The sequence below is a fragment of the Micromonospora sp. LHW51205 genome (assembly GCF_003315815.1).
Taxonomy (GTDB): domain Bacteria; phylum Actinomycetota; class Actinomycetes; order Mycobacteriales; family Micromonosporaceae; genus Micromonospora; species Micromonospora chalcea.
Map to the genome: position 1 here is coordinate 91,623 of NZ_QMEZ01000002.1, position 22,734 is coordinate 114,356.

The 22,734-nt window shown below is 73.0% G+C and carries 18 protein-coding genes; 7 read left to right on the forward strand and 11 right to left on the reverse strand.

Going from position 1 to position 22,734, the window contains the following annotated elements; translation table 11 throughout:
* Window positions 1-246 precede the first annotated feature (246 nt).
* On the reverse strand, window positions 247-3,144 hold the full coding sequence (locus DQE82_RS08370) for a glycoside hydrolase family 48 protein (RefSeq protein ID WP_181373777.1): 2,898 nt from the start codon (window positions 3,142-3,144) through the stop codon (window positions 247-249).
* Window positions 3,145-3,998: 854 nt separating this feature from the next.
* On the opposite strand from DQE82_RS08370, the gene DQE82_RS08375 reads away from it, so the two are divergent.
* Window positions 3,999-5,492, forward strand: a complete 1,494-nt coding sequence (locus DQE82_RS08375; protein ID WP_113972422.1) for a GH1 family beta-glucosidase — start codon at window positions 3,999-4,001, stop codon at window positions 5,490-5,492.
* A 51-nt stretch (window positions 5,493-5,543) separates the two neighbouring features.
* Here DQE82_RS08375 and DQE82_RS08380 read toward each other — a convergent pair whose 3' ends face one another.
* The 3 genes from DQE82_RS08380 to DQE82_RS08390 all read right to left on the reverse strand — a co-directional run bounded on the left by DQE82_RS08380 (window position 5,544) and on the right by DQE82_RS08390 (window position 10,040).
* The gene (locus DQE82_RS08380) at window positions 5,544-5,957 is read right to left on the reverse strand and encodes a roadblock/LC7 domain-containing protein (protein ID WP_196806755.1); all 414 of its coding nucleotides are present in this window, start codon (window positions 5,955-5,957) and stop codon (window positions 5,544-5,546) included.
* A 5-nt stretch (window positions 5,958-5,962) separates the two neighbouring features.
* A complete protein-coding gene (locus DQE82_RS08385) occupies window positions 5,963-8,548 on the reverse strand; it encodes a nitrate- and nitrite sensing domain-containing protein (protein WP_233514611.1) in 2,586 nt (861 codons plus the stop codon).
* 121 nt (window positions 8,549-8,669) lie between these two features.
* Window positions 8,670-10,040 carry an FGGY family carbohydrate kinase gene (locus tag DQE82_RS08390; protein WP_113972424.1) on the reverse strand — a complete coding sequence of 457 codons (1,371 nt, stop codon included), beginning with the start codon at window positions 10,038-10,040 and terminating at the stop codon, window positions 8,670-8,672.
* A gap of 220 nt (window positions 10,041-10,260) precedes the next feature.
* Here DQE82_RS08390 and DQE82_RS08395 point away from each other — a divergent pair, with 220 nt between their 5' ends.
* Window positions 10,261-12,180 carry a chorismate-binding protein gene (locus tag DQE82_RS08395; RefSeq protein WP_113972425.1) on the forward strand — a complete coding sequence of 640 codons (1,920 nt, stop codon included), beginning with the start codon at window positions 10,261-10,263 and terminating at the stop codon, window positions 12,178-12,180.
* Between the two features lie 69 nt (window positions 12,181-12,249).
* On the opposite strand, the gene wrbA is transcribed toward DQE82_RS08395, so the two are convergent.
* Entirely contained in the window at window positions 12,250-12,867 is a 618-nt protein-coding gene (gene wrbA / locus DQE82_RS08400) for an NAD(P)H:quinone oxidoreductase (protein ID WP_113972426.1), read from the reverse strand.
* Between the two features lie 85 nt (window positions 12,868-12,952).
* Here wrbA and DQE82_RS08405 point away from each other — a divergent pair, with 85 nt between their 5' ends.
* A complete protein-coding gene (locus tag DQE82_RS08405) occupies window positions 12,953-13,444 on the forward strand; it encodes a GNAT family N-acetyltransferase (protein WP_113972427.1) in 492 nt (163 codons plus the stop codon).
* A 197-nt stretch (window positions 13,445-13,641) separates the two neighbouring features.
* Window positions 13,642-14,745: a winged helix DNA-binding domain-containing protein gene (locus DQE82_RS08410; RefSeq protein WP_113972428.1), complete on the forward strand. Its 1,104-nt coding sequence runs from the start codon at window positions 13,642-13,644 to the stop codon at window positions 14,743-14,745.
* Between the two features lie 248 nt (window positions 14,746-14,993).
* Here the strand turns inward: DQE82_RS08410 and DQE82_RS08415 are convergent, their stop codons facing one another.
* The 4 genes from DQE82_RS08415 to DQE82_RS08430 are packed head-to-tail and all read right to left on the reverse strand — an operon-like array spanning window position 14,994 to window position 19,331.
* Window positions 14,994-16,202, reverse strand: a complete 1,209-nt coding sequence (locus tag DQE82_RS08415; RefSeq protein WP_043329803.1) for an ABC transporter ATP-binding protein — start codon at window positions 16,200-16,202, stop codon at window positions 14,994-14,996.
* A 9-nt stretch (window positions 16,203-16,211) separates the two neighbouring features.
* Window positions 16,212-17,048: a carbohydrate ABC transporter permease gene (locus DQE82_RS08420; RefSeq protein ID WP_043329801.1), complete on the reverse strand. Its 837-nt coding sequence runs from the start codon at window positions 17,046-17,048 to the stop codon at window positions 16,212-16,214.
* Between the two features lies 1 nt (window position 17,049).
* The gene (locus DQE82_RS08425; protein WP_043329800.1) at window positions 17,050-18,051 is read right to left on the reverse strand and encodes a carbohydrate ABC transporter permease; all 1,002 of its coding nucleotides are present in this window, start codon (window positions 18,049-18,051) and stop codon (window positions 17,050-17,052) included.
* Window positions 18,048-19,331 (reverse strand): ABC transporter substrate-binding protein, encoded by a 1,284-nt coding sequence (locus DQE82_RS08430; RefSeq protein ID WP_043329798.1) that lies wholly within the window; start codon window positions 19,329-19,331, stop codon window positions 18,048-18,050. Before DQE82_RS08430 ends, DQE82_RS08425 begins: the two co-directional genes overlap by 4 nt.
* Window positions 19,332-19,746: 415 nt before the next feature.
* On the opposite strand from DQE82_RS08430, the gene DQE82_RS08435 reads away from it, so the two are divergent.
* The 3 genes from DQE82_RS08435 to DQE82_RS08445 all read left to right on the forward strand — a co-directional run bounded on the left by DQE82_RS08435 (window position 19,747) and on the right by DQE82_RS08445 (window position 20,855).
* Window positions 19,747-20,178, forward strand: coding sequence for a hypothetical protein (locus DQE82_RS08435; protein ID WP_113972429.1), 432 nt, complete (start codon window positions 19,747-19,749; stop codon window positions 20,176-20,178).
* Between the two features lie 47 nt (window positions 20,179-20,225).
* Window positions 20,226-20,501, forward strand: a complete 276-nt coding sequence (locus DQE82_RS08440; protein WP_030500352.1) for a hypothetical protein — start codon at window positions 20,226-20,228, stop codon at window positions 20,499-20,501.
* A gap of 72 nt (window positions 20,502-20,573) precedes the next feature.
* A complete protein-coding gene (locus DQE82_RS08445; protein ID WP_223201390.1) occupies window positions 20,574-20,855 on the forward strand; it encodes an SCO0607 family lipoprotein in 282 nt (93 codons plus the stop codon).
* Between the two features lie 8 nt (window positions 20,856-20,863).
* Here the strand turns inward: DQE82_RS08445 and DQE82_RS08450 are convergent, their stop codons facing one another.
* Together DQE82_RS08450 and DQE82_RS08455 are read right to left on the reverse strand one after the other, a co-directional pair.
* A complete protein-coding gene (locus tag DQE82_RS08450) occupies window positions 20,864-21,556 on the reverse strand; it encodes a hypothetical protein (RefSeq protein ID WP_113972430.1) in 693 nt (230 codons plus the stop codon).
* 387 nt (window positions 21,557-21,943) lie between these two features.
* Window positions 21,944-22,729: a DUF4184 family protein gene (locus DQE82_RS08455; RefSeq protein WP_113972431.1), complete on the reverse strand. Its 786-nt coding sequence runs from the start codon at window positions 22,727-22,729 to the stop codon at window positions 21,944-21,946.
* Between the last annotated feature and the right edge of the window lie 5 nt (window positions 22,730-22,734).

Consider the following 22,734-nt stretch of genomic DNA (forward strand, 5'->3'; position numbering starts at 1 on the left):
GTTACTCCGTCCACGGCCCGGATGTGATCCCGTGGACCGCTGAATTTTGCGTGCCTTTTCGCGCCATGGGTCGTCACCGGGCGGAGTGGTGGGCCGGCCGGTCCGCTGCGTCGGCCGGACGGCCGGCCCACCCGGCCTGACCGTGGGCGTCAGGCCGTCCGCCGACCCGGCCGCTCCGTTCCCCCATCGGCCGGGTCGGCCTCCTTCGTGGGCGGGCGCGAGCCCGCCCACGAAGGAGGGGTCACCTCACCCCTGCGGGAAGTAGGTGCCGTAGTCGGCGTACGCCATGGCGATGTCCGCCTGCGCCCAGAACCGGTGGTAGTTGAAGACCGGCTCGGGACCGCCGTCCAGGTACGCCTGCACCTTCGGCCAGTCCGGGTCGTTCTTGTAGAACGAGCGGATGTCCAGGAAGCTCTTGCCCGGGGCGATCACGTCACCGTTGGGCATCTTCCCGGTCCAGCCGTTGGGGATGTAGAGGCCCTGGCCGTCGGCGGCGTTGTAGACGTCGTCGAAGCGCTTGTAGTCGCCGCGCTTCTCCGGCGTCGAGACGCCCTTGCTGTCGGCGGCCGCCGAGAGCGCGTCCAGCAGGCCCTTGGCGGTGTCCTTCGCCGCGGTGTTGCCGGACTTCGCCGCGTACGCGATGAGCGTGCGGGCGTAGGCGCCGGCGACGCCGACGTCCTGGCCCTTGACCGTCACCTCGACGTGCAGGTTGGTGTTCGGCTGCGGGCTGCTGGGGTTCCAGTTGGCCGGCTGGCCGGTCCACTTCATGTCCGACGGGATCGACCAGTCGGTGCCCAGCGTGGTGTTGGCGATCGCCCACGGCACCCACTTGTCCAGCAGCGCCTTGGCCTTCGCGTTGCCGGTCTCCAGGTACAGCTCGGCGATGCGCTGCATCGACCAGGCCTGCATGCCGAACCACTGGTTCGACGGCGGGTCGTTGTAGACCGGGTCGACGTCGTAGAACATGCCGTAGAAGGTGGCGGTGCCGGCCGGCGGCTGGGCGTAGCTGCCGTCCCAGCTGTTGGTGGCGCCACCGGCGATGCCGCCCTCGGCCGACTGGAGCCAGGTGTAGAACTCCAGCTGCCGGTCGAGGCTCTTCTGCCAGTCGGAGGCCGCGGTCGGCGACTTCGGCTTCAGCTCCGCGACGTTGGTCATCACCCAGGCCGCGAACGGGTTCTGGTAGCCGAAGTGGCTGTGGCTGGACCCGATCCGCCACGACCAGTTCTGCGAGGCGTCGTACGCGCCGCCCCAGGCGTAGTACCAGGAGAGCAGGTAGTGCGCCGAGTCACGGCCGCTGGCGGCCGGGCAGGTGCTCGCGCCGACGCAGTTGCCGATCTTCTTGAAGTACTTGTCGAACAGCGCGTAGCGCAGGTAGTCGCCCATCTTGGCGGCCTTGGCCACGGTGGCCGCCACGTCGCCCGCCTTGCCCTGCGCCTTGGCCCAGGTCAGCGCCCAGTAGGCGGCCTGGACGGCACGCGCGTCGGCGTCCGGGGCGTTCGTGTACTTCCACTGCTTGGCCGGGGCGTTGGACTCCTTGACGAACAGGTCCAGGTAGCCGTTCGGGCCGCCGTGCTTGAACGTGTCGCAGGACGGCTGCGGCACGGTCTCCCACACCGACTCCTGGGTGCCCCGCTGGAAGGTGTTGATGTACGCGGGCCGGGTGGTGCCGTCGCCGCAGCGGCCGTAGCCGTACGTGTTGTCCACGTCGAGCAGCCAGTGCATGCCGTAGATGTCACCGGTGCCGTAGGTGGACTGCAGCTCCGAGCGCAGCGGGTCCTGGCCGACCGGGACGTTGGCGTCCAGCGTCGACGGGTACTGGCTGGGCAGGTTGTGCTCGGCGGCGTACTGCGGGGTGCCGGGCGAGCCGGCCGTGGCCTGGTCGGCGTGCGACGGGATGATGTACTTTTCCATCACCGTCCAGGCGTTGTTGAACGGGGCCCAGTTCTGGGTGACCCGGCCGTACTGCGCCTCCAGCCAGAGCCAGAAGCTGAACGCCTCCGAGGTGGTCTCGTGGCCGTGGTCGGGCGCCTCGACGATCAGCGTCTCGATCGAGTGGTACGGCACGCCCTCGGGGCTGAAGTACCCCGAGTTCTTGATCTTGCCGTACTGGTCGAGGAACTTCTTGATGTAGGCGTTGTCGCCGCCGGGGCTGTCGTTGTCCGCCTCGGTGGCCACGACGGAGACCGGCGCGTAGCCGGTGGCCGACGCGGTGATCGTGGCGGTGCCGCCGACCGTGTCGGCGTCCTCCGCGGCGGAGACCGTGGCGGTGACGCCGGTGCTCCAGTTGCTCGGGGTGAGCGTCAGCGTGGTCGGCGACACGGTGATGTCGCTGTCACCGGTGACGGCGAGGGTCACCGGCACGTTGGCGCTGGGCGCCGCGCTGAGCGTGTACCGGACCGTGGCGCTGCCGCCCTCGCTGACGGTGACCGCGGACGGGGTGGCGACCAGCTTCGGCCCGGTGGCCGCGGTCACTGTGAACGACTTCTCCGAGACCGCCGAGGCGCCGGCGTTGTCGTACGCCTTGGCCTGCACCGTGTAGCTGCCGGCCGGCAGGTCGAGCAGGTCGTAGCCGTACGGCGCGGTGGTGTCGGTGTTGACCAGCAGGCCGTTGCGGTAGAACTCGACCTTGCTGATGGTGCCGTCGGGGTCGCTGGCGGTCGCGGTCAGCGGGACGTCCGCCGGCGCCTCGAACGGGCCGGACGGCACGCTCAGCGAGACCGTCGGCGGCTGGTTGGTCTGCGCGCCGTTGCACGCCACCCCGTTGAGGGTGAACGCGGTGGGCTTCGGGTTGCTGCCGCTGAAGCTGCCGTTGAAGCCGATGCTGGTGGACGCGCCGGTGGGCAGGCTGCCGTTCCACGACTCGTTCGTGGCGGTCACCTCGCTGCCGGACTGGCTCCACCGGGCCGACCAGCCCTGGACCACGCGCTGGCTGCTGTTCGGGAAGGTGAACTTCAGCGACCAGTTGTTGAGCGCGTCGCCCAGGTTCTTGATGGTCACGTTGGCGGTGAAGCCGTTGTTCCAGTCGCTCGACGCATACGTCACGTCGCAGGCGGGCGCGGCCTGGGCGGCGCCCGCGGGCAGGGCCACCCCGCCTATGACGAGGGCGGCGGCGGCGAGCATCGCCGTACGGCGACGTCTGGCCAGAAGTCTCATGTGGGCGGTGTCTCCTCGGACCGGGCCGGGACCTCGGGGTCCCGGCGGGGCGCCTCCACGCGTCGACGGGGCGTACGCGGGGGGACGGAGGCGTCCGGAAAGGTGGTCGTCCCGGCCGTGCCGGGGATCGGGGCGCCGCACCGGTTGTCACCGGGTGCCCTCGGCGGCCCGCGCTCGCGTCACTGGCTCCGCGTGGCGTGACGAGAGTGTGACATGGAAGCGCTCCCACCACAACGGCCAGCGCAGATACGCGCTTCCATGTTTCGATCTCGTTTAGGGGCTTTTCCAAACCCGTGACGGGCGTTACAGTCGCAGCATCGCCGATGGGAGCGCTTCCATCGACGGTGATACAAGTACTGGATCGCCGGGTACGCCCGTGCCCGGCGCGTCGGCCCAGAGGCCGGCGGCGGACCAGCCCGGACGCCGCCACCGGCCGCCACCCGCCAAACGGAGGGAGGTGGAACCAGAGCCACTCGCGTGGCCCGGCTCCCGCGCGACGCGCACGACGGACGCCAATTCCACTTCGTGCGTGTGTGCACCATCGGTGGGGACGGGGGTTGCCCTCCCCCGTCCCCACACTAAACCCCCGTTGTCGACGGCAAAAGAGGCCGACGGGACAGGCGTGACACGCCACCCGGACGGCCTTTCTCGCTATCCACCCCACCCCTCGCCGCTCACGCCGCCCCGAGCGGCGTTCCCGAGCGACGCCCCCGCCCACCCACTTTCCGGCCGCCCGCCGGCCGCGCCGCACCTCGCCGCGACCGCCGGATCAGGGCCGGCCGCTCCCTGGCTATGATGGGAGCGCTCCCGGCCCAGGGCGGCCCGTCACTCCGAGGAGAAACCTCATGTCGTTACTCACCCGACGGCGCCTGCTCCGCCGCGCCGCCCTGTCCGCGACCGCGGCCGGCGCGGCCCGGACCGGGCTCGCCGGCGCCACCGCGACGGCGACCGCCGCGTCGACAGTCGCGCTCGGCGGCTGCGGCAGCCCGCCCGAGCGCGCCACCGACCCGGAGCAGGACCGCGGACTGCGCTTCCCGGACGGCTTCGGCTGGGGCGCGGCGACCTCGGCGTACCAGATCGAGGGGGCCGCCAAGGAGGACGGGCGGGGTGAGTCCGTCTGGGACACCTTCAGCCACACGCCGGGGCGCATCCGCAACGGTGACACCGGCGACGTCGCCGCCGACCACTACCACAGGTACGCGCAGGACCTCGACCTGATGCGCGACCTGGGACTGCGCAGCTACCGGTTCTCCATCTCCTGGCCCCGCATCCAGGCCGACGGCTCCGGCCGCCCCAACCAGCGCGGCCTCGACTTCTACCGCCGCCTGGTGGACGGGCTGCACGAGCGTGACATCGCGCCGATGGCCACGCTGTTCCACTGGGATCTACCCCAGGCCCTCCAGGACGCCGGCGGCTGGGAGAACCGGGACACCGCCGAGCGCTTCGCCGAGTACGCCGACGCGGTGTTCCACGCCCTCGGCGACCAGGTGCCTGTCTGGCTGACCGTCAACGAGCCGAAGACCGTGGTGCAGAACGGCTACATCTTCGGCCACCACGCCCCGGGCTTCCGGGACGAGGACGCGGCGTACCTGGTCGCCCACCACCTCCAGCTCGCCCACGGCCTCGCCGTGCGGGCGCTGCGCGCCTCCGGCCTCACCGGCCGGATCGGCCCCGCCCTCAACCTGCACCCCTGCTACCCCGCCGACGACAGCGCCGAGGCTGCCGCCGCGACCAAGCTCCACGACGGCTACGAGAACCGCCTCTACCTCGACTCGATCTTCAAGGGCGCGTACCCGCAGGACGTGCTGGACGACCGCGGCCCGGACAGCCGGATGGTCCGCGGCGTCCGCGACGGCGACCTGAAGATCATCTCCAGCCCGGTCGACCTGCTCGCCGTGCAGTACTACACGCCGATCTACGTCACCGGCGACGGCAGCACGGTCCGCAAGTGGCCCACCTCCGAGGCGGAGTGGCAGCAGATCTACCCCGAGGGCATGTACGACATCCTCACCCGGGTCACCCGGGACTACGGCCGGGTGCCGATCACCATCACCGAGAACGGCCTGCCCTGCCCCGACGTGCCCGGCGCGGACGGCAACGTCGACGACGCCGGGCGGGTCAGCTTCCTGCGCGACCACTTCGCCGCCGCCCACCGGGCCATCGGCGACGGGGTGCCGCTGGAGAGCTACCACGTCTGGTCGCTGCTGGACAACTTCGAGTGGGCCGAGGGGTACGAGCAGCGCTGGGGCCTGGTCTACGTGGACTACGCGAGCCAGCGGCGGGTGCTCAAGCGCAGCGCCCACTGGTACCGCGACGTGATCCGCCGCAACGGGCTGTAGGCGGTGGCGGCCCGGCCGGCTGCGCAGCCGGCCGGGCCCCGCATCGGCGGATCAGCGCGGCAGCGCCTGCTGCAGCTCGGCGCGCAGCGCCGGGGTGAGCATCTCGCCGGCCTGCTTGGCCAGCCGCGCCATCTCGTAGCCGACCACGCCGATGTCGGCGTCCGCCCCGGCCAGCGTGGCCAGGATCGAGCCGTCCCGGATCTGCATCACCAGGAAATAGCCGCGCCCCATCTCGACCACTGTCTGCTTGACGACGTCGCCGTCGAACATCTGGGCCGCGCCCGCGGTGATGCTCATCAGGCCGGAGGTCACCGCGGCGAGCTTGTCCGCGTGGTCCCGGGGCAGATGCGCCGAGATCGCCACCAGGAGCCCGTCGGAGGACACCACCACCGCGTGCGCCACCCCGGGAACGCGCTCCGCGAACGCGTTCACCAGCCAGCTCAGGTCGCGTGCCTCCTGGCTCAACGTCGTCACTGTCGTCGTCCTCCTTCGTCGCGCGGCAGGTACATCTCGGTGGTCTCCTCGGCCTCGGCGCGCCGCACCCCGCTGTAGAGGCGCGACAGCATGCCGCCGACCGCCTCCGGGTCCGGCTCGTGCCGCATCACCGGGCGGTCGGCCACGGAGGCCGGGGCGAGCTGGGCCATCGGCACCCGTACCGGAAGTCCCCGCTCGTTGGTCCCTCCGGTCACCGGCGTCGGCGCCGGGGCGGGCGTCACACCCAGCGGCGACGCCGTCGGCCCCTGCCGGCTGAACCAGCCACCGCCGGCGGGTCCGGCGACAGCCGGGGTCAGGACGTCCTCGGCCCGGGCCGGCCGGGGGCGCGGCGCGGCGCCGGCCGGCGCGGCGGGCGCCGGCGATCCGGACGTCGGCGCCTCCGGCCCGTCCCCGAGCGGACGGCCGGTCAGCGGCGACAGCGGCAGCGCCGCCGGCTGACCGGGCGCCGGACGCCATCCCGCCACCGGCAGCTCGGCCGTCGGCGCCGCGAGCGCCCCGGACGCCGCTACCGGACCGGTGGGCGTGCGGACGCTCCGGTCCACCCCCGGTACGGGCCGACCCGCCGGCACCGGCCGGCCCGCCTCCGGCGCGGGCGCCTCGGCCAGCAGCTCGACCGGGATCCGCACCAGGGCGACCAGGCCCGCGCCGCCGGCCTGCAACCGCACCCGTACGCCGTTGCGGGCGCCGAGGTGGCTGACCACGAACAGACCCATCCGCTCCGAGGCCGACACGTCGGCGGCCGGCGGCTCGGCCAGCACCGAGTTCGCCTCGGCCAGCGCCGCCGGGCTCATGCCCAGCCCTTCGTCGACGACCCGCACCAGCGCGCCCCGGCCGTCCGGCTCGACGACGACCCGCACCGTGGTCTCCGGGCGGGAAAAGGAGGTGGCGTTCTCCAGCAGCTCCGCGAACAGGTGCACCAGGTCGCCCACCGCGTGCCCGACGACGTGCAGGTCCGCCCGGTTCTCGTGGCGTACCCGCTGGTACTGCTCGATCTCCGCGCTCGCGGCCAGCAGCACCGCGCCCAGACCCACCGGGCGGTTCCACCGCCGGGTCGACTCGCTGCCGGCGAGCACCAGCAGGCTCTCGTCGTTGCGGCGCATGCGGGCGGCGAGGTGGTCGAGCTTGAACAGATTCTCCAGCTGGTCCGGATCGCTCTCCTCGCGTTCGAGGTCGTCGAGCAGCTCCAGCTGACGCTCGACGAGCACCTGGCTGCGCCGGGCCAGGTTGACGAACATGGCGTTGACGTTGCGCCGCATCATCGCCTGCTCGACCGCCACGTCGACGGCGCTGCGGTGCACCGCGACGAACGCCTCGGCCAGCTCGCCGATCTCGTCCTGCGAGTCGATCACCGCGGGCGGCACGTCGATCGCACCGACCGGACGGTCCACAGTGCGCAGCCGTTCCAGCGTCAGCGGCAGATCCACCTGCGCGATCCGCAGCGCCTGGCCGCGCAGCTGCCGCATGCCGCGGGCCACCGACCGGCCGACCAGCAGCGAGATCGCCACCGCCACCAGCAGCACTGTGGCGATGCCACCGGCCACCAGCAGCGTGTCGCGCAGCTGCCGGGCGCTGGCGTCGTCGGCCCGGCGTACCGCGTCGTCGACGACCCCGCTCTCCATCTGGCGCAGCAACTCCTGCCGCTGCTCACTGGCCGACCACCACTGCTCCGCGTCGAGCAGCGCCGGCTTCGCGTCGCCGCCGCCGGGCAGGGTCCGCTCCTCCATCCGGGTGGCCGCGACGAAGGCCGGGTCGACCGAGGTCTGGTCGTAGCGGCGGATCTGGTCGGCGGTCGCCGCGACCCGGAACGCGCCGAGCGCGGTGAGCTGCTGGGCCCGCAGGTCGCTGAGCGTCACCTGGTCGTCGGCCTCGTACCGGCCGGAGCGGGCGGCGGCGTAGAGCTCCGCGCGGATCCGCGAGGACAACTCCTTGACCCGGGACAGCTGCACGTAGCGCAGCACCGCCTCGGTCAGCTCCTGCCGCCCGCCGCCGGGCGACGGCTCGGCCAGCAGGTTCAGCAGCGCCGCGACGGACCGGTGGTAGTTGCTGAGGACGGTGTCGCTGGACAGCACCGCCGGCGCCACCGCGGCGCGGATGTTGACGACCTGGTCGTACGCCTCCAGCGCCTCCGAGTAGGACACCCGCCAGGCCGCGTCGGCGTCGGCCAGCGGCGCGGCCGCGGTACGCAGGTCCGCCACCGCGCGGTCGGTGGCCGCCTGCAGTGGCTTCAGGGCGGCGACCGCGGCGTCCCGGTCGGCGCCGGTGCCGGCGCGGCGCAGCCCCGCCAGCTCCCCGGCGGTACGGTCCCGCTCGTGCTGGAGCCGGTCGACGGCCACGGCGATCTGCCGGCCGATGCCCACCTGCTCGGCGAAGGCGCTCAGCGTGGTGGTCTGCCCGACCAGACCGCGCGTCTGGATGCCGGCCAGGACGAGGAACGCCAGCGACGGGATCACCAGCACGGTGGCGAGCTTGGTGCCCATCCGCCAGTCCCGCAGCCGGAACCCGGAGCGCCGCCGGTGCGGCTGCGGGACCGCGCCACGAGCCGGGTCGGGACCTGCGCCCACACCTGCCTCCTCGTTCCACTCCACCACGTCGGGGAGCGGAGTCCATCCAACCAGGCCGGCGGTCCGTGTCAACGGCCGCCCGGACGGCACGAGCAGGCCGGTCAGCGCTTCGGGCGGACCGTCACGCGTGCGAGGCGGTTTCGTCCGTCCGGCCGATGCCGCCGATGTGCGCCGCCTCGGGCAGACGTCCCAGCGCCACGAGCGCCGCGCCGGCCGCCCCGATCTCCGGGTTGCGCTGCCACCGCACCTCGCGCGGGGCGAGCGCGTCGGCGAACGCCGCGCGCCACCACGGCGAGGCGGTCAGCGCCCCGCCGCCGAGGACCACCTCCATCGGCTCGCCGACGCCACCCTCCAGCAGGACCAGGTCGTCGGCGACGAGCCGGCACAGGCCACCCATCAGCCCGGCGAGGACGTCCACGGCGGTGGTGCCGAAGCTGAGCCCACGCAGCTCGCCCGAGCCCGCCGGGGCCGTGCCCGGCGGCCGGTCACCGCCCAGCCGCGGGTTGGCCCGCACCGAGCCGGTGGTCCGGCGCAGCGCCGCCTCGAGCGCCGCGCCCTCGGGCAGCCGCAGCTCCCGGTTGGCCCAGGCGAACAGGTTGCCGCCACTGGAGTACGCCGCGCCGGTCACCACATGGTTGTGGTCCACCCGGTACCGCCAGAGCTGCTCCGGCAGCGGCGGCGGCTCCGCGCCCGCCGGCACGGCCTGCATCATCCGGACCGCGGCGGAGGTGCCGACGGTCACCGCCGCGCGCGTCGGGTCGACGCAGCCCGACCCGACGTTGGCGGCCGCCCCGTCGCCGACCGGCGCCGCCCACCGCGCCCCGGCCAGCTGCGGCCAGCGCCGCGCGTGCTCCGCGTTCAGCCGGCCGTGCCAGCCGTCCGGGGCCAGCCGCAGCAACTGCTCCGGGCGTACGCCGGCCAGCTCGCACGCCTCCGGGTCCCAGTCCAGGCGGCGCAGGTCGAGCAGCCCGGTGCCGGAAGCCATCGACATGGACATCGGCACGTCGCCGAGCAGCGCGCCGAGCACGTACTCGGCCAGCCCGGTGAAGCGTGCGTTCCGCGCGCCGTGCTCCCGCAGCCAGGGCAGCCGCACCGACCAGAAGCAGCGGTGCCACCACGTGCCGGTACGCCTGTGGAAGTCCGCCGGGTCGGCCGGGCCGACCGCGCCGGCGAGCGCCTCCGGCCGGGTGTCCAGCCAGGTCAGTACCGGTCCCGACGGGGTGCCGTCGGCGGCCAGCGGCAGCACCGAGTGCCACTGCGCGGAGGTGGCCACCAGGTCCACGTCCCGCAGGTGCCCGCCGGCGGCCAGCTCGTCCAGGCACTCCGTCAGGCACGCCAGGTAGGCCGGGCCGTCCAGCGTCCCGGTGCCGTCGTCCCCGGTGACCAGATGCACCCGGCGACGGGCCAGCGCGCCCGGACGCGGCACCGCGTCCGCGTCGAGCACCAGCCCACGCACCGAGGAGGTGCCCAGATCGAGAGCGAGGATGTCCATCGCCGATCAACCTACCCGGCGCGACCGGCTTACCGGAGGCGGGCTGATCGCGTACAGTGACGGTCATGCCCGCGCACCTGTCCTGCTGGTGGCCCGCCGACCCGGCGGCCCACCCCCGCGCGTAGCTTCCCCACGCGGCCGCCCGACGAGGCGGCCGCCGGTCTTCCCCGGCATCCCGGGTCGCCCACGTCGGCGGTCACCGGCCCACCGAGGAGACCCGATGACCCGCCCGTCCGACCCGCTCGCCGCCGTCGCGGCCGGCCACGACCCCGGCCCGTTCGCGCTCGTCCGCCGCGAGGGCGCCGACCACGTCGACCTGTTCACCGGCCCGGTACGCACCGCCGACCGGCTCGCCGACCTGCCGCTGCCCGACGACGGCGCCGGCCCGCGCACGCTGGCGGTGGTGCCGTTCCGGCAGGTCACCGAGCGTGGCTTCGAGTGCGTGGACGACGGCATGCCGCTGGAGTTCCTGACCGTCGAGGCGCACCGGCGGATACCACTGGCCGAGCTGCTCGGCGCGCTGCCCGACGCCGCCGTACGCACCACCGACGCCGGCTTCGACATCGCCGACGACGAGTACGCGACGGTGGTGGACCGGGTGCTCGCCGACGAGATCGGCCGGGGTGAGGGCGCGAACTTCGTCATCCACCGCACCATGCGCGCCACGGTGCAGGGCGACCCACTGGCCGCGGCCCTGGCCGCGCTGCGCCGGCTGCTGCTGCGCGAGCGGGGCGCGTACTGGACGTTCCTGGTGCACACCGGCGCCCGGATCCTGGTCGGCGCCAGCCCGGAGCGGCACGTCAGCGTCGCCGACGGTCTGGTCGAGATGAACCCGATCAGCGGCACGTTCCGGCACCGGGGCGAGACCGTCGACCGGGCTGAGCTGCTGCGCTTCCTGCACGATCCGAAGGAGGTGGAGGAGCTGTACATGGTGCTGGACGAGGAGCTGAAGATGATGGCCGTGGTCGCCGAGCACGGCGGCCAGGTGGTCGGGCCGTACCTGAAGGAGATGGCGCACCTGGCGCACACCGAGTACCTGCTGGCCGGGCGCTGCTCCCGGGACGTGCGGGAGGTGCTGCGGGAGACCATGTTCGCCCCGACCGTGACCGGCAGCCCGATGGAGAACGCCTGCCGGGTCATCGCCCGGCACGAGCGCGCCGGCCGGCGCTACTACGCCGGGGTGCTCGCGCTGCTCGGACGCGACGAGCAGGGCCGGCAGACGCTTGACGCGCCGATCCTGATCCGGACGGCCGAGATCTCGCCCGAGGGCGCGCTGCGGGTGCCGGTCGGCGCCACGCTGGTGCGGCACTCGACGACCGCCGGGGAGGTCGCCGAGACGCACGCGAAGGCGGCGGGCGTGCTGGCCGCGCTCGGTCTCGGCCCGGACGCGCCGGGCGCCGGCGCCGAGCCGGCCGTCAGGTACGCCGACGACCCGGAGGTGCAGGCCGCGCTGGCCGCCCGCAACGCGCCGCTGGCCCGGTTCTGGCTGGAGCAGCGCCGGCCGGGCGCGCTGGCGCTGCGCGGGCTCGCCGGCCGGCGGGCGCTGATCGTCGACGGCGAGGACACGTTCACCGGCATGCTCGCCCACCAGCTCGGCGCGCTGGGGCTGGCGGTGACCCGGCGGGACTGGCCGGACCCGGGCCCGCTCGACGGGTACGACCTGGTGGTGGTCGGCCCCGGGCCGGGCGACCCGCGGGACCCGGCAGCGCCGAAGATGGTGGCGCTGCGGGCGCTGCTGGCCGAGCTGCTCGCCTCCGGCCGGCCGGCGCTCGCGGTGTGCCTGGGCCACCAGCTGCTCGCCGGGCTGCTGGGTCTGCCGCTGCACCGGCGGGACGCGCCGTACCAGGGGTTGCCGCGCGACGTGCCGGTGTTCGGGGTGACCCGCCGGGTCGGCTTCTACGCCAGCTTCACCGCCCGCGCCGACGCCGACCGGATGACCGGCCCGTACGGCCCGGTGGAGCTGTCCCGCGACCCGGCCGACGGCGCGGTGCACGCGCTGCGCGGGGCGGGTTTCGCCGGGGTGCAGTTCCACCCGGAGTCGGTGCTGAGCCAGGACGGCACCTCGGTCCTGGCGGATCTGCTCGGACATCTGCTCGACCGGCCCGCGCTGAGCGCGCATGGAGCGGCCGATCGCGGGTAGGGCGAGGGGCGACCGGTGGTCCGGACGGGTTCGAGAGCCCCCGTCCGGCCACCGGTCGCCATCCGCCGGTCAGCCGGACATGCCCCGCTTCAGCGCGGCGCCCATGAGCGTGGCCCGCTTGGCGGTCAGCGCGGTGGCGGTCAGGGCCACGTGGTCCGGGGCCACCTCGCCGTTGTTGCTGGTGTGCGAGGCGCCGTACGGGTTGCCGGCGACGAACTGGCTCGGGTCGGTGTAGCCGGGGGTCACCACGATCCCGCCCCAGTGGTAGAAGATCGTGTACAGCGACAGCAGCGTCGCCTCCTGGCCGCCGTGCGAGGTGGCGGTCGAGGTGAAGCCGCTGTACACCTTGTCGGCGAGCGCGCCGGCCGCCCAGAGCGGGCCGGTGGTGTCGATGAACTGCTTGAGCTGGGCGGCGACCATGCCGTACCGGGTGGGCGAACCCATGATCACCACGTCGGCCCAGGAGAGGTCGTCCGGCTGGGCCTCCATCACGTCCTGGGTCTCCAGCCGGTGCGCCTGCCAGCCCGAGTTGGAGCGGATCGCCTCGTCGGGCGCCAGCTCACGCACCTTGCGCAGGCGCACCTCGGCACCGGCTTCCTCCGCCGCCTCGACTGCCGACTGCGCCATCTGGTAGGTGATGCCGGTCGCGCTGTAGTAGATCACCGCGACCTTGACCTGGCCATCCATCAGACGATCCCTCCTCGTTTGGGGTCAACTCCCGCGACTACCCGTTACTTGTCGCGTCAAACGGCGGGCGTGGCATGCTCGCCAGGTGGAGATCCGCACCGCCACCCCCGCCGACTGGCCACTGATCTGGCCGTTCCTGCGCGAGATCGTCGCGGCCGGCGAGACGTACACCTGGCCCCCGGACGTCACGCAGGAGCAGGCCCGGCGGCTCTGGATGCCGGGCCCACCGGCGCGGACGGTGGTCGCGGTGGCGCCGGACGGCACGGTGCTCGGCTCGGCGAAGCTCGCGCCCAACCAGGGCGGCCCCGGCGACCACGTGGCGAACGCCTCGTTCATGGTCGCCCCGGCCGCCGCCGGGCACGGCGTCGGGCGGGCACTGGCCGGGCACGTGCTCGCCGCGGCCCGGGCCGACGGCTACCGGGCCATGCAGTTCAACGCGGTGGTGGCCACCAACACCCGGGCGGTCGCGCTGTGGCGGTCGCTGGGCTTCGCGGTGATCGGCCGGGTGCCGGAGGGCTTCCGACACCCCACCCGGGGGTACGTCGACCTGCTCGTCATGCACCGGCGGCTCGACTGACCGAGGCTCAAGATTTGCGCAAGTTCCGCGCGAAAACGCTTTCCCGGCCCAGCTCAGCGAGGATCCTGGTCGGACCGGCGCCAGCCAAGTCGGCTGCCCCCGCGCCGGGAACCTGAACGGGGGATCGCGCTTCGTCGGCAGCGCGGCCGGCGCAGCGCGATCAGGGGCTGTCGGACCCCGGGCCTACGCTGACGCCCGTGACCGTTCGCCTCAGCCGCGCCGAGGCGCTCGCGCTACGGATGACCGGCCTGCTGCTGCGCCCGCACCCGACGGCCCGTCCCGAGGGCGTCGCCGACGTGGTCGAGTGGTTCGGCGCCATGCAGGCCCAGGACGCCGCGAGCGGGTTGTGGTCGCTCGGCGTACGCCTTCCCGGCGCCACCCAGAACGACGTCCGCGCGGCGCTGGAGCGGCGGGAGGCCCTGCGCACCTGGCCGATGCGCGGCACCGTGCACCTGGTGCCGGCGCGCGACGCGCGGTGGCTGCTGGAGCTGACCGGGGTGCGGACGCTGGCCGGCATCGCCTCGCGGTGGCGGCAGCTCGGGCTGACGGTCGCCGACGGTGAACGGGCCGGTGACGTGCTGGGTGCGGCGCTGGCCGGCGGCGGCCGGCTCACCCGCGCCGAGTGCCTGGCCGCGCTGCGCGCCGCCGGGCTGGACACGGATGGTCAACGCGGCTATCACCTGCTCTGGTACGCCAGCCAGCGCGGCGTCACCTGCATCGCCCCGCACGTCGGCAACGAACAGACGTTCGTGCTGCTCGACGAGTGGGCGCCCGATCCGCGCCGCCCGGAGCGCGACGAGGCGCTGTCGTTGCTGGCGCGCCGCTACGTGCGCGGCCACGGCCCGGTGACCCGGCACGAGCTGGCCCGGTGGACCGGCCTCACCGTCACCGACGCGACCCGGGCGATCACGCTGGCCGGTGACCTGCTCGCCCCGGTCGAGGTCGACGGCGAGCCGGCGGTGGTCGACGCCGCGCTGCTCGACACGCCCCGCGCGCCCGTCGACGACGTGCACACGCTGCCCGGCTTCGACGAATACCTGCTCGGCTTCAAGGACCGGTCGCTGATGCTCGACCCGGCGCACGCCGCAGCGGTGGTCCCCGGCAACAACGGGATGTTCCGTTCGACCGTGGTGCGCGGCGGGCGCGTGGTCGGCACTTGGACGCGGACGATCGGCGCGCGGGCGGTGACAGTGACAACGCACCAGCTCGTGCCGTTCGACGCCGCGCTGCGCACCCGGGTGGACGCCGCGCTGACGGGTTACGCCCGCTTCCTCGGCCTGGAGCTGCGTCACTCCTGGTGAGCGACGGCTCCCGCCGTTGCCTTACCTCATTCTCCTCTGCTGCCGAGCATCCCCTTCGCTCTGCAGCCATCGGCGCATCGGGTCGCCGCGCTCGTGCTCGGTGGAACGCCATGGGTGTCAAAACCGCGCCGAGACACCCGTGGCGTTCCACTCACGCCGATGGCCGACTACGGAGGGAGGGTGAGCTGGCCGGACAAGGCCGAAGGGCCGGCGGCACCGCGTGCCACCGGCCCTTCGCGCGTCCGGGGTCAGTCGGCCAGAGCGCCGGCCGAACGGCCCTCGTGCAGCGTCAGGTTACGGCCGCTGCCCGGGTCGAACAGGTGGATCTTCTCCAGGTTGAACCACACCCGGCGCGACTCGCCCTCGCGTACCGGGGACTCCGCCGACAGGCGGGTGACCAGGTTCGAGCCGCCGCCCGCGAAGTCCGCCGCGCCCGCGTCGGCGGCCAGCTCCTCCAGTTCGGCGGCGGTCGCCCGCTCCCCCTCGACGGTGAAGTAGACGTACTTGTCCGAACCCATCGACTCGACGATGTCCACCGGCGCCTCGAACTCCATGCCCCGGCGGCGGGTCTCGTCGTCGATCAACGCGGCGTCCTCGAAGTGCTCCGGCCGGATGCCGAGGATCAGCTCGCGGGGCGCGTCACCGGCCTCCAGCTCGCGGCGGACCCGCTCGCCGACCGGCACGTCTCCGAGCGCGGTCCGCAGCTTCCCGTCCTCCACCGCGGCGTGCACGAAGTTCATCGAGGGCGAACCGATGAACCCGGCGACGAAGAGGTTGCGCGGGTGGTCGTACAGCTCCTGCGGCGGGCCGACCTGCTGCACCGCGCCGCCGCGCATGATGACCACCCGGTCGCCGAGCGTCATCGCCTCGGTCTGGTCGTGGGTGACGTAGACGGTGGTGGTGCCGAGTTGCTTCTGCAGCCGCGACACCACGGTGCGCATCTGCACCCGCAGCTTGGCGTCCAGGTTCGACAGCGGCTCGTCCATCAGGAACGCCTTGGGCTGGCGGACGATCGCCCGGCCCATCGCCACCCGCTGCCGCTGGCCGCCGGAGAGGTTGGCCGGCTTGCGGTCCAGCAGCGCGGTCAGCTCCAGCACCTTCGCCGCCTCGTCGACCTTCTGGTTGATGGTCTCCTTGTCCAGCTTCGCCAGCCGCAGCGGGAACGCCATGTTCTCCCGAACGGTCATGTTCGGGTAGAGCGCGTACGACTGGAAGACCATGGCGATGTCGCGGTCGCGGGGCGCCTTGTCGTTGACCCGCTCGCCGCCGATGCGCAGCTCACCGGAGCTGATGTCCTCCAGCCCGGCGATCATGTTGAGCGTGGTGGACTTCCCGCAGCCGGACGGACCGACCAGGATGACGAACTCGCCGTCGGCGATCTCCAGGTCGACGTCCTGTACGGCGGTGGTCCCGTCCGGGAACCGCTTGCTCACCTTGTCCAGCACGATGTCGGCCATTGCTACCACCTATCCCTTGACTGCGCCGGAGGTCAGACCGGAGACGATGCGGCGCTGGAAGAAGAGCACGAACAGGATGATCGGCACGGTGATCACCACAGCGGCGGCGCAGATCGCCCCGGTGGGGTCCTCGAACTGCGACTCGCCGGTGAAGAACTGCAGCGCCACCGGGACCGTGCGGGACCGCTCGGTCGAGGTGAGCGTGATCGCGAACAGGAAGTCGTTCCAGCAGAAGATGAAGACCAGGATGGCGGTGGTGAACACGCCCGGCGCGGCCAGCGGCGCGATCACCCGCCGGAACGCCTGGGCCTGGGTGGCGCCGTCCATCTTCGCCGCCTTCTCCAGGTCCCACGGGATCTGCTTGAAGAAGGCCGACAGCGTGTAGATCGCCAGCGGCAACGCGAACGTGATGTAGGGCAGGATCAGACCCGGCCAGGTGTCGAACAGGCCGAGCTGCCGCTCGATCTCGAACAGCGGCGACACCAGCGACACCTGCGGGAACATCGCGATCAGCAGCGAGACGCCGACCAGCAGCTTCTTGCCGGGGAAGTCCAGGCGGGAGATCGCGTACGCGGCCATCGCCCCGAGCACCACCGCGATGGTGGTGGCGATCAGCGCGATGCCGATGGAGTTGATCAGGGCCCGGACGAACTGGTCGGTGTCGAAGATGGTCCGGTAGTTGTCCAGCGTCCACTCGCGCGGCCAGAACTTGCCGTCGGTGAGCGTGGCCGGGGTCTTGAACGACAGCGAGGCGATCCAGAGCACGGGGACCAGCGCGAAGACGACGACCACGACGTCCAGCAGGCCCCAGCGCACCTTCGCCCGCGTGGTGGATTCCACTGCCATGTCAGCGCCTCTCCCCATCGTCGCTGCCCGGGGCAGCGGTGCCGAACAGCTTCACGAACACGAAGGCGATGATCGCCACGGTGATGAAGATCAGCACCGACATCGTGGAGCCGATGCCGAGGTTCAGGCCCCGGATCAGGTTGTTGTAGGCGAGCATCGACACCGACGACGTCTCGTTGCCGCCGTTGGTGAGCACGAAGATGTTGTCGAAGACCCGGAACGCGTCGAGCGTGCGGAACAGCAGCGCGACCAGGATGGCCGGCTTCATCACCGGCAGCATCACCTTGGTGAACCGCTGCCACGCCGTCGCGCCGTCGGTGGAGGCCGCCTTGAGCAGGTCCTCCGGCACCAGCGCCAGCCCGGCCATCAGCAGCAGGGCCATGAACGGGGTGGTCTTCCAGATCTCCGCCAGCATGATGATCGCCAGCGAGCTGGCCCGCTCGGTGAGCGGGGCGCTGCCGTCGAACAGGTTCGCCAGGTAGCCGGTGCCGGGCGTCCAGGCGTACCGCCAGGAGAACGCCGCGACCACAGTGACGATGCCGTACGGGATCAGCGCGGCGGTGCGGACGATCCCCCGGCCGACGAGCGTCCGGTGCATGATCAGCGCCAGGCCCATGCCGAGCACCAGCTCGACCGCGACGGTGACCACGGTGATCAGGGCGGTCACCCCGAACGCGGTCCACCAGAAGTCGTTGGTGAGCACGGTGACGTAGTTCTCCAGCCCGACGAACTGCCGCTCGTCGGGGAAGCGCAGGTCGAAGCGTTGCAGCGACAACCAGACGGAGTACAGGATCGGGTACGCGGTGACCAGCACCATGACCAGCGCGGCCGGTGCGCACAGCAGCCAGCCGAGCCGCCGTTCGGCCCGCTTGTTCTCGCTCAGCGGGGCGCGGGAGCCGCGCCGCGACCGCTGCTGCGGCACTGCGGCGTGCCGGCCGCCGGGCTGCTCGGACTCGGCCTCGGCGGCGGCCTGCGCGCCGGCCGGGGTGGCGTTCACGCTCATGGCAGAACCCCCTTGGACTCCAGCGCGTCGGAGATCGCCTTGCGCAGCTCGTCGGCGGTCTGCTCGGGCCGGATCGCCGACGGCGGCGACAGGATCGCCGACATCACCGTGGAGATGCTCTGGTACGCCGGGGTCAGCGGTCGCACCGCCGGCTCCTTCAGCTCCTCCAGGATGGTCTCCTTCATCGGGTACGCCTCGGTCATCTCCGGGTCGTCGTAGACGGCCTCGATGGTGGGCGGCACGCCGTCGTTGACGGCGGAGAACTTCTGGTTCTCGGCGTTGCGCAGGCAGCGGGCCACCTCGAACGCCTCCTCCGGGTGCTTCGAGTAGCTGCTGACCGCCAGGTTGACCCCGCCGATGGTGACCTTGCTGGGGGTGCCCGGTTCGATGCCCGGCACCCGGGCCCACTTCACGTTCTTCGCCAGCTCCGGGTTGGCCTCCTGGAGCGCCGGATAGACGAACGGCCAGTTCACCTGGAACGCGCCCTTGCCGGACTGGAACTCCAGCCGCACCGGGTCCTCCAGCGCGTTGCTGAACGACGGCGACGTCACGCCGGACGTGGCGAACTTCTTGAGCTGGTCGAGCGCGCGTACCGCGCCGGCGTCCATCTCCGCCTTCTTGCCGTCGTCACTGAGGATCTTGCCGCCGGCGCTCTCGGCGAGCGTGTTGTAGAGGACCACCAGGCCCTCGTACTGGGCGCCCATGGTGAGCACCTGGTACGGCTTGCCCTGCTCCTTGAGCTGCTGGGCGGCGGAGATCATCTCGTCCCAGGTCTTCGGCGGCTGCGACACCAGGTCCGACCGGTACCACAGCAGCTGCACGTTCGTGTTCTTGGGCGCGGCGTACAGCTTGTCCTCGTACCGGGCGGTGTCCAGCGGGCCGGCCAGCGTGCCCCGCTCCGCCTCGGCCTTGTCCTCGCCGGTCCACTCCCGGATCCACTTCGCGCTGGCGAACTCCTGGGTCCACGTGACGTCCAGGCCGAGCACGTCCATCCCGCTGTCCTGCGCGGCGAGCCGCCGCACCATCTGCACCCGCTGCTCGTCGGCCTCGCGCGGCAGCACCCGGTAGTCGATGCGGTACCGGCCCTGCGCCGCCGTGTTGCAGGTGTCGACGACCTTCTGCAGGTTCTGCTCCGGCGGGTAGTACAGGTTGATCGTGGGGACGCCGCCGTCGCCGCCGGATCCGCAGGCTGCCAGCGGGGCCACCAACGCGAGCGCGGCGGCTGCCGCCACCGCGCGTCCGGCCGGCCGTCGTGCGGCCGTGTCGGGGACTGTCGTCATCACCCTCCCCCTCTCTTCGGCGAAGAACCGGGGAGTGACCCGTGCCCCGGCGCACGGCGAGACGGCGGGGTTCTCGGTCCGATCACCGAACGCCCCGGGCGTGTCGTGCGGCTGAACGTGCCCGACCTGCGACGGAGCGAAACATCACGGACATGTGACGGTGACGGCGCGCACACCGTCGGCAGCGCGACGACGGGGCGCGGCCGACACGCCGTCCCACGTCGTGAAACGGCGAGGCTACCGAGCGTCAGCGGTCGTGCATTAGCGTGGGGCTGGCTCCGTAGCCGGCGCGTCGCCGTCGACGTCGATACGCCTCCGGCCGTCCCCCACTGCCCGCCCGATCGGTTGGTTCTGTCGGGAAAGTGCCGTCCGCTCGTTCCCCGGTTGGGCAGGATTCGCCCCGAGGAGGTGCTTCGTGCAGGACACCCGCGCTCTCGCCCTGACGTTCGAGGTGAGCGGCCTGCCCCCGGTCAAGACCGAGGCCCTGTCCATCTTCGCCGCCGGGCACCGGCAGGCGACGAGAGTCCGTACCCTGCTCCAGGCCGCCTGCACGGCGGCCCAGCGCACCGGGTGGACCCCGCTCACCGGCCCGGTCGAGGTGGACCTCACCCTGCGGTGCCCGTCCGGGCACCGCACCTCCGACGCCAGCACGCTGCTGGGCGGCGTGTGCGCGGTGCTCCAGGACAAGAAGCGGGTCGCCAACATCGGTCTCGCCCACCTCGGGGTGCTGGTCGACGTCGCGCTCTGGTCCGACGACCGGCAGATCCGCCGGCTGTCGTACGTCGAGGAGCCGGCGGAGGAGTTCTCGTACCTGGTCCGGGTGTCGGCCGTACCGACGATGGTTTGACCGACGTTCGCGGTGGGGTACCGCGGACGCCGACGAAGGGAGCGCCGATGTCGGAGCCACATGTCACGCTCGACCCGAGCGGGCTTGACCCTGTGCAGCAGAAGCTGCGTGGCCCGCTGGAGGATCAGCTGACCTCGGCCCTGCAGGCCGCCGCGGACCGGGTCCGCTCCGGCTACGCGGGCGAGCCGGTGGAGGACGTGTGCCGCCGCCTGCTCGACGAGACCCGCTCCGGCCTGCACCCGGACATCGCGGCCGGCTTCCAGCCCGACATGGACGAGTTCTGCCGGGTGGCGGTGGCGATCGTGCGGGGCGAGCTGACCTGAGCCCGGGCCGCACCCTGGAATTGAGTACGCGTACCGATGGCGGGTCCGCCCGGGGCGACGACAATTCTCCCCGTGCGAACTCGAATCATGATCGTTCTTGCCGTGCTCGGACTGGCCGGGCTGATGGCGACCACCGGCTGTTCCCTGCGGCAGAGCATCTGCGGCAGCGACGAGTACCCGGTGATCGCGGTCGGCCCGCAGGGCGGTAGTTCCTGCGTGCCGGACGGGGAAGAGCCGTCCCCGCCGTATGTGCGCTACCCGGAGGGCAAGGTGCCGCAGCACGTCGACGACGAGTGGGACGTCTACTGGCGCACCCACGGCATCGACGAGAACAACAACATCATCGACCGCTGACGCCGACGTCAGCTGCGCCGCACGTCCACGGCCACGACGTGCGTACCGTCCGGGCGGGTGGACTCCCCCAGCCGCACCGGCAGGCGGCCGCCGTCCGGCGGCAGCAGGCCGAGCCCGAAACTGAGGTGCCCCTCGAAGTCGCCGGCCACCGCCCATCCGCGCAGCGTCGGGAAGCGGATCGCCGCAGGCGGCAGGTCCGCCGTTCCGCCGCCGCGCGCGTCGTGCGCCTGGGCCGGCTCGAACCGCACCGACAGGTACGCGGTACCGGGCAGCGCGACCGGCGCGCCCCGGCCCTCGGTCACCACCCGCGGCACGTAGGCGACCTGATAGGACGGGGTGGGCCCGCGGAACGCGAAGGTGATCCGGCTGAAGCCCTCCGCCGGGTGGTCGCCGACGTCCACCGCCACCAGGACGGGCAGCGGCTCCCCCGGCGGCGGCGTGACCGGCACCCGGACCCGGTGGGCGACCCGGGCCGGCTGGCCGGGCACGGCCCAGTCCCAGGTGACACGCCACGAGCCGCCCGTCGAGGCCGCTTCGGTCGGCACGGGCGGGGTGGGCGTGGCCTCCGTCGCGGTCGCCGCGGGGGCCGCCGCGGCCGTCGGGGTGGGCGCCGTGGACGCGCCGTCGTGGCCGGTCGCCGTGCAGGCCGCCGCGAGCAGCACGACCAGGCCGGCGAGCAGCGGTACGCGCTGAGGAGTCATGACTCAGTGTCGCTCCGTGACCGGCCCGCGCACCAGAGGCGTCCCACCCGATTCCGGCGCCTGTTTCCGGGGCCGGACGGGTCAGGACCGGGTCCGCAACTCCCCGGCCCTGACCCCGGCCGTCCGGTTGGGTAGCGGTCTGCGCCGCGGGAACCCGGCAGGCGTGGCACGACGCCGTTCGCCGGGCTCCGCGCGGCGAGCCGGTATGCCCGCACTCAGCTCCACGGTGCTCTTACCACCGGACTCCGGTGCGCCCCCGTCTCACCCCGACGAGGCGTGGACGCCGGCTCAGGTTAGGCGCGTACGCGCAGGCCGGACAAGCGATGACCGGTGGCCGCGCCTGTGATTGATGTCTATGCGGAATTGCGGCATGTCGGCGTAACGGGGTCAGCCGGTTTCGCGCTGTTCGACTTCGAGACGCGGACTGCGCCCGGCCTGCCCCGGCGGGACGCTCCGGGCCGCGGCGGCCCCGGCGACGAGCGCCAGCGCGGCCACGTGCAGCGCCCGTACGCCGGCCGGGGCGGCGACGTCCGCCGCCGGCAGCGCGGGCAGCAGCAGCGCGCCGAGCCCGGTGACCGCCAGCGCCACCCGCCAGAACACGGCCGGGTTCGCCGCCGGCAGCGGCGACGCCACGCCCCCGGCCCGCTGTCCCCGGCGGGCCTCCCCCACGACCAGGACGACCACCAGCAGCCCACCGGCGAACCCGGCGGTCACGTCCACGAACTGGTACCAGTACACGCCGGTCAGGGCATGGAAGTCGGCGACGCCGAGCAGCCGGGGCAGGCGCTCGCTGTGGCTGACCCGGTCCCACGCGACGTGACTGAACGCGCCGATGAGCGCCGAGCAGACCGACACCTGCCAGGGATGCCGCACCCCGGCCAGCGTCGCGTACCAGGCCCAGCCGAAGAACCGCCGTCCCGGCAGGTGCGCGACGACGCCGGCGACCACGCGGCGCGCCACCCAGGCGTACGCGAGCGCGACCGGCAGCCCCCACCAGAGCAGCCCGCCGAGCGTGTGCGTACGCATGCCGAGCGCCAGCGGCGTGCCGGTGAACAGGTACGCGGCGTCCGGCGCCACCGCACCGGCGCACAGCGCCACCCCGTCGAACCAGCGGGGCCGCCACAGCTTCAGCGGCAGCACCGGCGCCAGGTGCGACGGGAAGGTGAGTGGCACCTCCC